Source organism: Devosia sp. LC5 (assembly GCF_000735585.1).
Taxonomy (GTDB): Bacteria; Pseudomonadota; Alphaproteobacteria; order Rhizobiales; family Devosiaceae; genus Devosia.
Map to the genome: position 1 here is coordinate 110554 of NZ_JNNO01000046.1, position 12492 is coordinate 123045.

General features: G+C 61.2%; 10 protein-coding genes. 2 read left to right on the plus strand and 8 right to left on the minus strand.

All coding sequences use genetic code 11. The annotated features are described in order from the left end of the window. Positions 1-31: 31 nt before the first annotated feature. The 3 genes from FF80_RS19685 to FF80_RS19695 all read right to left on the minus strand — a co-directional run bounded on the left by FF80_RS19685 (position 32) and on the right by FF80_RS19695 (position 2001). Positions 32-589 (minus strand): MaoC family dehydratase, encoded by a 558-nt coding sequence (locus FF80_RS19685; RefSeq protein WP_081917559.1) that lies wholly within the window; start codon positions 587-589, stop codon positions 32-34. Then, positions 586-1065, minus strand: a complete 480-nt coding sequence (locus FF80_RS19690; protein ID WP_035103461.1) for a MaoC family dehydratase — start codon at positions 1063-1065, stop codon at positions 586-588. The genes FF80_RS19685 and FF80_RS19690 overlap by 4 nt, the downstream gene beginning before the upstream one ends. A gap of 63 nt (positions 1066-1128) precedes the next feature. Beyond that, positions 1129-2001, minus strand: coding sequence for an AraC family transcriptional regulator (locus FF80_RS19695; protein ID WP_035103463.1), 873 nt, complete (start codon positions 1999-2001; stop codon positions 1129-1131). Between the two features lie 105 nt (positions 2002-2106). Here FF80_RS19695 and FF80_RS19700 point away from each other — a divergent pair, with 105 nt between their 5' ends. Further along, the gene (locus FF80_RS19700) at positions 2107-3561 is read left to right on the plus strand and encodes an alpha-glucosidase/alpha-galactosidase (protein WP_035103465.1); all 1455 of its coding nucleotides are present in this window, start codon (positions 2107-2109) and stop codon (positions 3559-3561) included. Between the two features lie 173 nt (positions 3562-3734). On the opposite strand, the gene FF80_RS19705 is transcribed toward FF80_RS19700, so the two are convergent. The 5 genes from FF80_RS19705 to FF80_RS19725 all read right to left on the minus strand — a co-directional run bounded on the left by FF80_RS19705 (position 3735) and on the right by FF80_RS19725 (position 11159). Then, positions 3735-5102: an alpha-glucosidase/alpha-galactosidase gene (locus FF80_RS19705; protein WP_035103467.1), complete on the minus strand. Its 1368-nt coding sequence runs from the start codon at positions 5100-5102 to the stop codon at positions 3735-3737. A gap of 17 nt (positions 5103-5119) precedes the next feature. After that, positions 5120-6787 carry an ABC transporter ATP-binding protein gene (locus FF80_RS19710; RefSeq protein ID WP_035103616.1) on the minus strand — a complete coding sequence of 556 codons (1668 nt, stop codon included), beginning with the start codon at positions 6785-6787 and terminating at the stop codon, positions 5120-5122. A gap of 10 nt (positions 6788-6797) precedes the next feature. Next, positions 6798-7940, minus strand: coding sequence for an ABC transporter permease (locus FF80_RS19715; RefSeq protein WP_081917573.1), 1143 nt, complete (start codon positions 7938-7940; stop codon positions 6798-6800). A gap of 56 nt (positions 7941-7996) precedes the next feature. After that, on the minus strand, positions 7997-9001 hold the full coding sequence (locus FF80_RS19720) for an ABC transporter permease (protein ID WP_035103469.1): 1005 nt from the start codon (positions 8999-9001) through the stop codon (positions 7997-7999). Positions 9002-9065: 64 nt separating this feature from the next. Continuing rightward, a complete protein-coding gene (locus FF80_RS19725) occupies positions 9066-11159 on the minus strand; it encodes an ABC transporter substrate-binding protein (protein ID WP_035103471.1) in 2094 nt (697 codons plus the stop codon). Between the two features lie 160 nt (positions 11160-11319). Here FF80_RS19725 and FF80_RS19730 point away from each other — a divergent pair, with 160 nt between their 5' ends. Beyond that, positions 11320-12249: a helix-turn-helix domain-containing protein gene (locus FF80_RS19730; protein WP_035103473.1), complete on the plus strand. Its 930-nt coding sequence runs from the start codon at positions 11320-11322 to the stop codon at positions 12247-12249. The last annotated feature ends 243 nt before the right edge of the window (positions 12250-12492 follow it).

Here is a 12492-nt window from a genome sequence, read left to right on the forward strand (position 1 = left end):
AGCGGCAGAGTGCCGGGGCGCGCTGTCGCATTCAAGAGCGCCGCTTGAGCAATCCGCCGATCAAGGGCAATCTGGTGAGCGCGAGCAACACTCGCCGGCTGGCGGGGGCGCGATAGTCGCGCAATTTGGAAAAGCCGACCACTTCGGCCGTGTAGACCAACTCGCCATGCTGGTTGGTCGCCGTGATGCGGTTGAACAACAGGCCCCAGCCGGGAATCGAATTGGAGGCGCGCTTGTCGGTCACGACCAGCTCGTAGCTCACCGTATCGCCTGGTCGCACTGGCACCTTGAAGTCCATGGAATTGACGCCCGGCGACGGGCCGGAAATGCCGGGCTCTTCCCCCAGGCCACGCAGGCGTTCTTCCTCAGCCTCAAGCGCGTCGACCATGCGGCGGTGGCCGATGCTGACCGTGTGCCAGCCGCTGGCGACCAGCCCGCCAAAATGACTGTGCTTGGCAGCCTCGGGATCGAGATGGAAATATTGCGGATCGTAAAGCGCGGCAAAGCTGATGATCTCATCGGCCGTGAAAGTGTGACTGCCGAGCGGAAACACCTCATTCAGCGCGATATTCTCGAACCAGCGGGTCATGCTGCGGCTTCCGTTTCGCGCGTCTCGACCAGGTTGGCCAGCCGCATGGTCAGCACCGGCCTGCCCTGCTGGTTGCGCACGTCAAAGTCGAGCGTGACAATGCCCCATTGCGGATGGCTGGCGGAGCGGCGCAGATCGGTGATTTTCACCGTGCCGCCAATCGTGTCATCCACCATGACCGGATTTTTCCATTTGAGATTGGTGAAGCCCAGCCCGCCGGCCGAGGCGATCTGGCCCAGAAAGCTGTCGACCAGCATGCGCAGGCTCAGCGCCCCGGTCTGCCAGCCGCTCGACGCCAATCCGCCGAGCAGCGACGCCTTGGCGGCCTTTTCATCGAGATGAAAGGGCAGGGGGTCGAATTGCCGCGCGAAAGTGGTGATCATCTCGCGGGTCACCTTGGTATGGCCCAGGTCGATGATTTCGCCCAGGACGAGATCCTCGAAATGGCGGCGATCTTGGGTTACAGGATTGGTCATCGAACTTCCCTATACGTCAACGCCTTTTGCACCCTTTTCCAGGCTGGGGCAAGCGCCGGCCCCTCAGATACCGGTCGGCAAGCGGCGGCTGGCGCGGTAGTCGAGCGGGGTCATGCCGCGCAGGCGGCGGAAGGATTTTGCCAGGTAATTGGCGTCGCTGAAGCCGGTCAGCGCGGCAATGGCGCCGATCGTCATGTCGGTGGCGACCAGCAGGCGCTCGATCCGCTCGATGCGCCGCTCCTGCACGAAACTGGAGGGCGCTAGCCCGGTGGCCATGGTGAACTGGCGGACAAAGTGGCTCCGGCTCATCTCGGCCAGGGTGGCGAGCCGGTCGACATTGAGCGCGCGATTGAGATTGGTGTCGATATAGGCGACCACCCGTGCGATGGCGGGCGGCAGGGTGAAATCGGGCGCCGCGTCAGTGCCGAACACCCCGTCATGCAAGGCTGCCATGGCGCCATAGGCGGCGCTCGATGCCTCGCCGGGTGAAATGCCCGGCCGGTCGATCAGCGTGTGGCAGGCCAGCGCCAGGCGATCTATAATGCTGGACGGCAGGGTGACGACAGGCCCGGCGGCGTCGATAATCTCGCGGGCCAGGCGCAGTGCTTCGCGCCCGTTCAGCACCATCCAGAAATATTCCCAATGCCCGCCCCGCTCCAGCCAGTAGCGATGGGCATGGGGCAGGCTGAGCACCATGGTTTGTCCCGGCACCAGCCGGTGCCGCACGCCGGCAAAATCGAGCCGCCCCTCGCCGACAATGGTGTGCTGGATGACGAGGAAGGGTGCACTGCCGCGTTGCAGCCCGTCCCAGGAATAGACTTCGTTGAGCCGCTGCTCATAGCCGGCGCTGATCGCCATGCAATGGAGCGGCACAGCGCTTTTGGTGAGCGTCAGGACGCGGACTTTATGGCCGTAGTCGATGAGCTGTTTGAGCACAAAATTACCCGCAATGGCACAAGGTTTCTCTAGCACCGATAGGCGTTTCAACGCTAGCAGTACGCTAACCAATTCGTGGCTTTTGCTACGTCCCGGAGGAACGTCATGTCATTCAAAGTTACCGTCATCGGCGCCGGCTCGGTCGGCTTCACCAAGACGCTGATTTCGGACCTGCTCAAGGTACCCGAATTCGCCGATTGCGAATTCGCGCTGACCGATATCAACCCGCACAATCTGGATATGGTCCATCAGATCATCGCCAAGATCGTTGCGGTCAATAATCTGCCGGCCAAGGTAACGGCCACAACGGATCGCCGTGCCGCGATCACCGGCGCCCGCTACATCATGAGCTGCGTTCGCGTCGGCGGGCTCGAGGCCTTTGCGTCGGACATTTCGGTGCCGCTGAAATATGGCGTCGATCAATGCGTGGGCGATACGCTGTGCGCCGGCGGCATTCTCTATGGCCAGCGCAATATTCCAGTCATCCTCGAATTCTGTAAGGATATCAGGGAAGTAGCTGAGCCTGGGGCGGTGTTCCTCAATTATGCCAATCCCATGGCGATGAATACCTGGGCCGCCAATGCCTATGGTGGCGTGCAGACCATTGGCCTGTGCCATGGCGTGCAGCATGGCGCCCATCAGATTGCCCAGGTACTCGGCGTTGCCGATAGCGAGCTGGATTATGTCTGCTCGGGCATCAATCACCAGACCTGGTATATCGATATTCGTGCCAAGGGCCGCAAAATCGAAAAGGACGAGTTGATCGCCGCCTTCGAGGCCCATCCGGTCTATTCCAAGCAGGAGAAGGTGCGCATCGATGTGCTCAAGCGCTTCGGCGTCTACTCCACCGAGAGCAATGGGCATCTCAGCGAATACCTGCCCTGGTATCGCAAGCGCCCGGAGGAAATCTCCAAATGGATCGACATGAGCGACTGGATTCACGGGGAAACCGGTGGCTATCTGCGCTACTCCACCGAGCGCCGGAACTGGTTCGAGACTGATTTCCCGATGTTCCTCGAACAGGCCGCCAAGCCGCTCGACCAGCACAAGCGCACGTCCGAACACGCCTCCTACATTATCGAGGCGATGGAAACCGGCCGCGTCTATCGTGGGCATTTCAACGTGCGCAACAATGGCATCATCACCAATCTACCTGATGACGCCATCATCGAAAGTCCCGGTTTTGTTGACCGTTTCGGCCTTAACATGGTCGAGGGCATTACCCTGCCGCTGGCTTGCGCGGCCACCTGCTCGGCCTCGATCTCGGTGCAGCGGATGAGCGTGGAAGCCGCCATGACCGGCGATATCGACATGCTCAAACTGGCCGTGCTGCACGACCCGCTGGTCGGCGCCATCTGCACCCCCGACGAAGTCTGGCAGATGGTGGATGAACTGGTTGTGACGCAAGCCCAGTGGCTGCCGCAATACAAGAATGCCGTCCCGGCCGCCAGGGAACGGCTGGCCAAAGGCACTGTCAAAACCAATGACTGGGAAGGCGCCGCCCGCAAAAAGGTTCGTTCGGTGGAAGAACTGCGCGAAGTCGTCGGCGGGCATCACTGAACTTCAGACCATCGACATCCCCTCCGAAACGGGCGCTCCATGGGCGCCCGTTTTGCTATTTCGGGGTGAGCACAAAGTTACCCCTTGGCGGCGAAGTGCTTTGAGGAGGCTGAAACCAAACGGCCCCAGCGCAGAGCGCCGGGGCCGCTTTTTGGAAGCAGGGGAGGTTAGCGTCAGGCGACGCGCTGCTTCCGGGAGCCGCGGGCCCATTCGGGCAACATGGTGCCATGGGCTTCAAGGAGATCGTCGACCAGGTTCCAGATCTGGTCGAGATCGAGTTCGGCGGCGGTGTGGGGGTCCATCATCGCGGCGTGATAGATGTGCTCGCGGTTCTCGGTCATCAGCGCCTGAACGGTCAGCTCCTGCACATTGATATTGGTGCGGATCAGCGCGGTCAGCTGGGGCGGCAGGTCGCCAATAAAGGTGGGCTGCAGGCCGTTGTGATCAACGAGGCACGGCACTTCCACGGCGGCATTATTGGGCAGGGAAGTGATGACGCCATTGTTGCGCAGATTGCCGTAGATCACCGAAGGTTCGCCGGTCCACACCGAATTGACGATGGAGGAGGCATATTCCTTGGACTGCTGAACTTCGATCCGGTCGGCGTTCCGGTAGTCCTCGGAGGTCTTCTTCCACTTGGCGATCTGCTCGACGCAGCGCTTGGGATACTCATCGAGCGGAATGCCGAACTTCTCGATGATGTCTTCGCGGCCTTCCTTGATGAAATAGGGGGTGTATTCGGCAAAGTGCTCGGAGCTTTCGGTGACGAAATAGCCCAGTCGCGTCATCATTTCGTAGCGCACCTTGTTGGGGCAGCGCGGGTTCCAGGTCGGCTTGGGGGCGCGACCTTCGGCATAGGCCTTGAACAGGTCCGGGTAGAGATCCTTGTAGGACCCGTCGGGCTGACGATGCTCGAATTTGAGGTAGAAGGCCATGTGATTGATGCCGGCCGAGCGGTAGCGGATTTCCTCGTAGGGAATTTCGAGATCGTGGGCCAGTTCCATGGCGGTGCCCTGTACGGAGTGGCAGAGGCCGACCTGCTTGATGGTGGGGTATTTCTCGGCAATGGCCCAGGTGTTGATGGCCATCGGGTTGACATATTGCAGCATGATCGCGTCGGGCGCGACAGCCAGCATGTCCTCGCAGATGCTCCACAGATGGGGCACGGTGCGCAGGCCGCGCATGATGCCGCCAACACCAAGCGTGTCGGCAATGGTCTGGCGCAGATTGTACTTTTTCGGCACATCGAAATCGATGACGGTTGAGGGTTCGTAGCCGCCGATCTGGAAGCAGACGACGACGAAATTGGTGCCGTCCAGAGCCTGGCGCTGATTGGAATAGGTCTCGACATTGGCCGGCACGCCCAGCGTCGAAATCAGCTTTTTGGCAATGACTTCGCTTTCTTCCAGCCGCGTGGGATTGATGTCCATCAGGCGGATGGTGGCGCCTGCAAGCGCGGGGCGCTGCAGGATATCGCCGACGATGTTCTTCATGAACACGGCCGATCCGGCGCCGATAAAGGTGATCTTGGGGTTTGCCATTTGGGAATGCTCCAGCGTTAGGCGGCTATTTCGAATGCGGCGCGGACCAGCCTTGCCGTATATTCGGTTTGGGGATTGGTGAGGACATCGGCGACCGGGCCCTGCTCGACAATTTTGCCGTGTTGCATGACCATGACGCGGTGGCAGAGGGCGCGCACGACCTTGAGATCGTGGCTGATGAACAGGTAGGAGAGGCCTTTTTCGTCCTGCAGCTTGCGCAACAGGTCGATGATCTGGGCCTGCACGGATAGATCGAGCGCCGAGGTGGGCTCGTCGAGCAGGATGAATTCGGGTTCGAGCGCTACGGCACGGGCAATGGCGATGCGTTGGCGCTGGCCGCCGGAAAATTCATGCGGGAAGCGGTTAAGAATGCCATCGGGCATGCCGGCATCCTGGAGCGCCTGGCGAACGCGATCGAGACGTTCGCGGCCATTGGCCCCGATATTGTTGACGATCAGGCCTTCCTCGATGATCTGGCGGATCGACATGCGGGGATTGAGGCTGGCGAAGGGGTCCTGGAAGACGATCTGCATGCGGCTGCGCAGCGGACGCATGGCGGCGCGATCCCGATCATGGATCGGCTGGCCGTCGAAGAAGATTTCCCCGCCCTGGTTGTTGATCAGCCGGATCAGCGCCTGGCCGAACGTGGTCTTGCCGGAGCCGGATTCACCCACAATGCCGAGGGTTTCGTGGCGAGCCAGCTTGATGTCGAGATTGTCGACGGCCTTGAGCTCGAAGAAATCGGGCTTGAAGAAGCCACCGCGCTTGAGGGTGTAGGAAACCTTGACGTTCTTGCCTTCGAGGACCGTGTCGTGCTCCCCTACCAGGGGATTGGCCGTGCCCTTGGGCTCGGAGGCGAGCAGGTGGCGGGTATAGGCGTGTTGCGGATTGGCGAACAAAGCCTCGGTGGCATTGTGCTCCTGCACGCGGCCATTCTGCATGACATAGACATAGTCGGAGAACTGACGGACCACGGTCAAATCATGGGTGATCAGGATCACCGCCATGCCGTATTTGTCCTTGAGGTCCTTGAGCAGGTTCAGGATCTGGGCCTGCACGGTCACGTCGAGGGCGGTGGTGGGCTCGTCGGCGATCAACACATCGGGGCGGTTAGCGAGGGCCATGGCGATCATGACCCGCTGACGCTGGCCGCCTGAAAGCTGGTGCGGATATTGGCGCAGGCGGGCGGCCGGATCGGGGATCTGCACTTCCTCGAGCAGCTTTTCGGCGCGCTCCATGGCCTCCTTGCGGGAGATGCGATTGTGCAGGTGTAGGATTTCGCAGATCTGCTGGCCGATCGTGTAGACCGGGTTCAGCGAACTCATCGGCTCCTGGAAGATCATGGCGATGTCATTGCCGCGCAGCTTGCGCATGTCGCGTTCGCTGGTGGCGACCACGTCCTTGCCCGATAGGGTAATGCGCGAATTGGGCAGGATGGTCGCCCGCTTGGTCAAAAGCTTCATCAGGGTGCGGGCGGTGACGGATTTTCCCGAACCGGATTCGCCCACCAGCGCGATGGTTTCGCCCTTGTGCAGCTGGAAGGACACGTCGTGCACGGCGTGAACCACGCCACCCTCGACCTTGAAATCGACCCCGATATTGCGGGCATCAAGGATCAGTTCGCGGCCGTGGCTATCGGCGTCGTGGCGGGTATTGGAAACAGGCTGGTGATTGATGTCTGGCATGGCCTGGTCCTCAATACGGATCGACGGCGTCGCGCAGGCCATCGCCCAATGCGTTGAACGCAAAGACGGTGATCAGCACGAAGATGACGGGCGACAGGATCCACGGGTAGGAGCCGATGACCGAGAAAGAGCCGGTGTCCTGCAGCATCAGGCCCCAGGAGATCAGCGGCGGCTTCACCGCAAAACCCAGGAAGCCGAGAAAGCTTTCGAGCAGCACCACCGAGGGCACCGACAGCGTCACCGCCACGATGACGTGGCTGAGCACGTTGGGCAGGATGTGGCGGGTGATGATGCGGCCATCCGAGGAGCCCACGGCGATGGCGGCGCGGACATATTCGATGCGGGCCAGCGAGAGGGTCTTGGAGCGCACTTCGCGGCTCAGCTGCGCCCAGCCCAGAACCGCCATGACGCCGATGACGAAGGCGATGAACACATTGGAGGGGGCGGTGATGGGGATGAGCGAGGTCAGTGCCAGATAGAGCGGCAGCTGGGGGAAGGCGAGGACGAATTCGACGAATTTCTGCGTCCAGCGGTCGAACCTGCCGCCCAGATAGCCCGAGGTAATGCCCACCAGCGTGCCGACCACAGTGGTCAGCAGCGTTACCACGAGGGCAATGGTGAGCGAGATACGGGAGCCGACAATGCCGCGCGAAAGAATGTCGCGGCCGAACTTGTCGGTGCCCAGCAGGTGGAAGGTCTTGGCCGGATCGGTGGGGCCGAAGAAATGGATATTGGCCGGGATCACCCAGAGGATGTGGTAGGCATAACCCGGCACAAAGAAGCCCAGCTCGGTCGGGTTTTCATAATCCGGTCCGACAATGGGCTGGAAGGTAATGGGGTCCAGCTCCTCGCCTTCGCTGATCGGATAGACCACCGGAAGCAAAGAGAAGCTGCCGTCGGCACGGAAGAAGCTGATCGTGTCGGGCGGGGCGAAGCCGATATTGGTCTGCTTGGGATCGTGCGGGGCGAAGAAATCGGCAAACACCGCGACGAGCAGCAGCAGCACGACCAGGATCATGCCGAGCATGCCCATGATGGAGCGGCGGAAGCGGCGCCAGACCAGGCTCGAATAGCTTTCGCTATTGGCATAGCGCGGATTGATGGCGCCGGCAGAGTTGACGTCGGCCTGTGACTCGGTGGCGGCCGTCGGCATGGCGGCGCCGGCATCGGGGGGCAGGGGGATGGATTGATCGATTGTATCGCGGGCCATCATGCGTCTCCCAGCCGGATACGGGGATCGAGCACGGCCAGCATCATGTCCGAAATGATATTGCCGATGATCAGGGTGGTGGCGAGCACCAGCATGAAGGTGGCGGTGACCCAGACGTCGCCGACGGCCATGGAGCCGGTAATGGCCGGGCCAACAGTGGCGAGACCGAAGACGATGGCGACCTCGATTTCGCCGGTCAGCATATAGGGCAGCACCACGCCCTGATAGGCAACGAGGGGGTGCAGTGCATTGGGCACGGCATGTTTCATGATCACTGCGCCGTGGCTCAGGCCCTTGGCGCGGGCGGTTTCCACATATTGGGCATTGAGCACGTCGAGAAGATTGGCCCGCATCACGCGCATATTATAGGCGAGCCCGCCAAAAGTCGCGATGGCGATGACCGGCCAGACATGCTTGACCAGATCGACGAACTTGTCCCAGCTCCAGGGGGCGCCGCCATAGCGGGGCGAGAAGAAATTGCCCACATCCTGCACGCCCATGCGGAAGACCAGGAAGTACATGATGACAATGGCCAAGAGGAACCGCGGGATGGTCATGCCGAGAAACGAGACGAAGCCGAACAGGGTATCGACCCAGGAATATTGGCGGGTGGCGGCCACGATGCCCATGGTGATGCCGATGGCCGAGGCCAGGATATGGCAGGTCAGCGCGAGCAGGATGGTGGCGGGCAGGCGCTCGGCGACAACGGCGCCCACGGGCTTGTTGAAATAGAGCGAATGGCCGAAATCAAAGCGGGTGATGATGCCCCAGAGCCAGTTGAAATACTGAACGGGCAGGGGATCGAACAGGCCATTGGCGGCGCGATAGGCATCGGCCTGGGCCTTGGCAGCTTCGAAGGAAGCGCCGCCCTGGTTGATGGCCATGGACTGGATATAGTCGCCATAGTCGCCGGGAGGCGCCTGGATGATGGCGAAGGTGACAAGGCTCAATACGAGCAGAATGGGTATCGCCGACAGGATGCGCGATATGAGGAAACGGATCATCTGGAGCGGCTCATTTTCAGTCTGTGGGTGACGAGGGGCCGGAGCCCCTCGCCGGGAGAAGAGCTTAGTTGCTCTTGATCGGACCGTTACCGATGCCGGGCGCGCCTGGCAGGGTATCGGGGAACAGTTCGTTGGACGATTGCTGCTCGGCCGGAACATAGAGGCGTTCGCGGATCAGGCCGTCTTCAGCCCAGTTGAACTGGAGGATGGGCGTGCCCGCAGGTACGTTGACGAAGCGCTTGTTGATGATCAGCGCACCCGGATATTGGGTGAGGCCGATACCAAAGACGTTTTCGGTATAGAGGCGCTGGTACTTTTTCATCAGCTCGATGCGCTCAGCCGGATCGGCGGTGGCGACGAAGCTGTTGACGGTATCGACCATGTCCTGCTCGAAGGGCAGCAGATCCTGCGTGCCATCGGTGCCGGCGCGGTGGCCACGGCTGATCTGGGGACCGGTGGGGGCCAGATTCTGCGTGTTTTGTACCACGGTGATCAATTCGGCGTCGTTGCGGCGCAAGGTCCAGTCGAATTTGCCTGCGGATTCATTGGCGTCACGCTGGTTGCCCGCCTGGGACTGGGCGATGACCCGCAGGCCAAGCCGTTCCATCTGGGCAATCACACCTTCGGCCAGGCTCTTGTCGGTCTGGTAATCGGCAGTGGAGAGCAGGGTGATTTCGACATCGGCACCGCCCTGCACGTCGGCGGGGAAATTGACGAAGCCATTGCCGTCGGTATCGACCAGGCCGACCTTTTCCAGCAGCGCCTTGGCGTCTTCCAGCGAGTAGGGATAATAGACCGTCGAGTCATTATCGTAATAGCTGGTCGGCGGCATCAGCCCGCCGGCGTAAGGCGAGGTGAACGGTCCCTTGACCAAGGCTTCGCCCAGCGCCTGACGATCAAGCGCGTAGCTGACGGCCTTGCGGAAATCGAGATTGCGGTTGAGTTCGCGCACGGCCTGGCCGCGCGGGTCGGGATCGCCCCAACCATTGGCTGACAGGTTCGGATAGACCGAATAGGAGATCGTGCGAGCGCCGAAGGCGAGACGCGCGGGCGCGGATTCTTCTGCCGAACGGCGAAGGGCTTCAACGAAACTTTCCGGCTGTTCGAGATTGGACAGATCGCCCGAACCGGCCACGGCCTGCACATCACGGTCTGCCCAGGTGGACAGGCGATATTGCAGTTCGTTCAGATAGGGGAGCTGGTTACCGTTCTCGTCGACCTTCCAGTAATAGGGGTTCCGGCGCAGTACGATGATATCGTTGGCGCGGTATTCCACCGGCGCCCAGGCACCCATTACCGGGATGTTCAGGTATTCGGGCGGGAAGGCGTTCTTGAACTGGTCATAGGTCGCGCCATCCTTGTATTTGGGATGCTCGGCCTTGAGGATATGGCTCGGACCGGGGCAGAAATTGCCATAGGCCATTGAGTAGAGATACTGTGTCGGCTTGACGTCCTTGAAGGTCCATTTGACCGTGTAGGCGTCGATCTGTTCAAGCGTGGTACCAACGCCGAACGTCTCTGGCGAAGCGCCGTTGAGCGGGGTCACCTGGTCATCGAGCAGCACATCGTTCCAGTAGAACATGATGTCTTCGGCGTCGAAGGGGTCGCCGTCGGACCATTTTGCGCCTTCGATCAGGTGCATGGTCAGCTCATGGCCGTCTTCGGACCATTCCCAGCTTTTGGCCAGGTTCGGCAGGGGTTCGAGTTCCTCGGCCTTGACCTGGAACAGCGGGCCGGTGCGCGTCAGGCATTCGGAGAGGCCGATGTCGATGCCGCCCCAACCCTGGGTCTGGCCGGCGCTGTAGTTCCAGCCTTCCGGACGCCCGCCGATGACATGGCGCATCACATCGCCATAGGTGCCGATGCCGTCGGGCATGTTGGCGGTCTTGTAGACCATGGGCTCCTTGGGCAGGCGCTCGGCTACTGGCGGCAGCTTGCCGGCATCCACGAACGCCCTGACGTAGTCGGGCTCGTGATATTCAGGCAGCGCCTTGAATTCCTGGATATCCTTGATCCCGACAAAAGTCGGAACCTGTTGGGCGTCGAATTTGGGTGGTTCGGGCGGGGTGGTGGGGGCCATTGTCTGGGCTTGCGCCGCAAGCAGTGAAATACCCAGCATCAAGCCTGCCCCGCCAAGGGCAATAGCGTGTTTTCTCATAATTCCTCCCATGGCAACGGACTGGCTTGAGCCAGAGGCCGAATATCCCATTCGAGCCCGTCTCCCGTGCAATGGCTTGAATGGTACGCCTTGCCATGGCCGAAGCAATCCGGAATGATAGAGACTTCTTCCGGGTTTCTAAGATTTGGAAAATCGTGCGATGGACGAACTCAACGCCGCTGGCGACCTGGTCCGGCTGCCCAGGCAACGGGCGCCGCGCCCCACGCCGCGGCCCGATCGCAGCTTTTATGCCTCGGGCAAGGCCTTTGGCCGTTTCGGCATGCGCGCCTTCACGCCACAGCTGATGGCGGCCGCGCACAGCCATGGTCATATCGAGTTCAACTGGCTTACCCATGGGACGATGGACTATTTGTTCGATGGACGGCCCATTACGGTGGGGGCCGATCGGCTGGTGGCGTTCTGGGCCGGTATTCCGCACCAGACCGTGGGGCTGAGCGGCGATGCGATTGCCGGAAAACAGCACAATATCTACCTGCCGATGGATTCGTTCCTGCATATGCCGCAATTGGGACGGCTGACCGAAACCCTGATGGGCGGCGGGGTGATCCAGCTGCTGCCCGATGCCATTGGGCTCGACACGCTGGAGCGCTGGCACGGCGATTATCGCAGCGGCAATTCACTGCGCACCGATATCGTGCGGCTGGAAATCGGCACCATGTTCCGGCGGGCGGCCATCACGGGCTGGGACCTGCTGCTGTCGCCCTGGATCGAGCCGACCGGCAGCCGTACCCGCACCGGTTCGCCCGTGCGCTATGTGGTGCGCATGGTGCGGCATATCGTTGAAAATATCACCGAGCCGCTGACCGCCGAGGACATTGCCCATGTGGTGGGACTGCACCCCAATTACGCGACCAATCTTTTCACCAAGGTGATGAGCATTTCGGTGCAGAAATTCGTGGTGCGGATGCGGCTGATCCGGGCGCGTTCGCTGCTGTTTGACGGCAATACCTCCATCGCCAATGTGGCGTTCCAGTCCGGTTTCGTCAGCCAGACCCAGTTCTACGAACATTTCCGCAAGGCCTATGGCATGACGCCCAGCCAGATGCGCAAGGATACGATCGAGGGGTAGGGGCGTTTCGCCGGACAGCCGAAAACGCCGCCCGGCCCCTTGGGCGTCGCGGTTATACGGTAACGGGCGGCCATTGGGCCTTCCGAAACAGATAGAGTGGACCAATGGCCGCCCGTTACGATCCGCTTTTTCTGCAGGGTCCGGTTCAGGCGGTACCATTCTTGCAGGTCCGGCTGCCGAGTTTCCAACCCCACTGGACAGGCGCCCCCATCCCACGGTCTCCCCACCCGGCCCTGCGTCGGG

Bases quoted from the DNA above. Each gene is read 5' to 3' on its own strand.
- FF80_RS19685 (WP_081917559.1), bottom strand. From the start codon at position 589: ATGACCCGCTGGTTCGAGAATATCGCGCTGAATGAGGTGTTTCCGCTC.
- FF80_RS19690 (WP_035103461.1), bottom strand. From the start codon at position 1,065: ATGACCAATCCTGTAACCCAAGATCGCCGCCATTTCGAGGATCTCGTC.
- FF80_RS19700 (WP_035103465.1), top strand. From the start codon at position 2,107: ATGTCATTCAAAGTTACCGTCATCGGCGCCGGCTCGGTCGGCTTCACC.
- FF80_RS19705 (WP_035103467.1), bottom strand. From the start codon at position 5,102: ATGGCAAACCCCAAGATCACCTTTATCGGCGCCGGATCGGCCGTGTTC.
- FF80_RS19710 (WP_035103616.1), bottom strand. From the start codon at position 6,787: ATGCCAGACATCAATCACCAGCCTGTTTCCAATACCCGCCACGACGCC.
- FF80_RS19715 (WP_081917573.1), bottom strand. From the start codon at position 7,940: ATGCCGACGGCCGCCACCGAGTCACAGGCCGACGTCAACTCTGCCGGC.
- FF80_RS19720 (WP_035103469.1), bottom strand. From the start codon at position 9,001: ATGATCCGTTTCCTCATATCGCGCATCCTGTCGGCGATACCCATTCTG.
- FF80_RS19725 (WP_035103471.1), bottom strand. From the start codon at position 11,159: ATGAGAAAACACGCTATTGCCCTTGGCGGGGCAGGCTTGATGCTGGGT.
- FF80_RS19730 (WP_035103473.1), top strand. From the start codon at position 11,320: ATGGACGAACTCAACGCCGCTGGCGACCTGGTCCGGCTGCCCAGGCAA.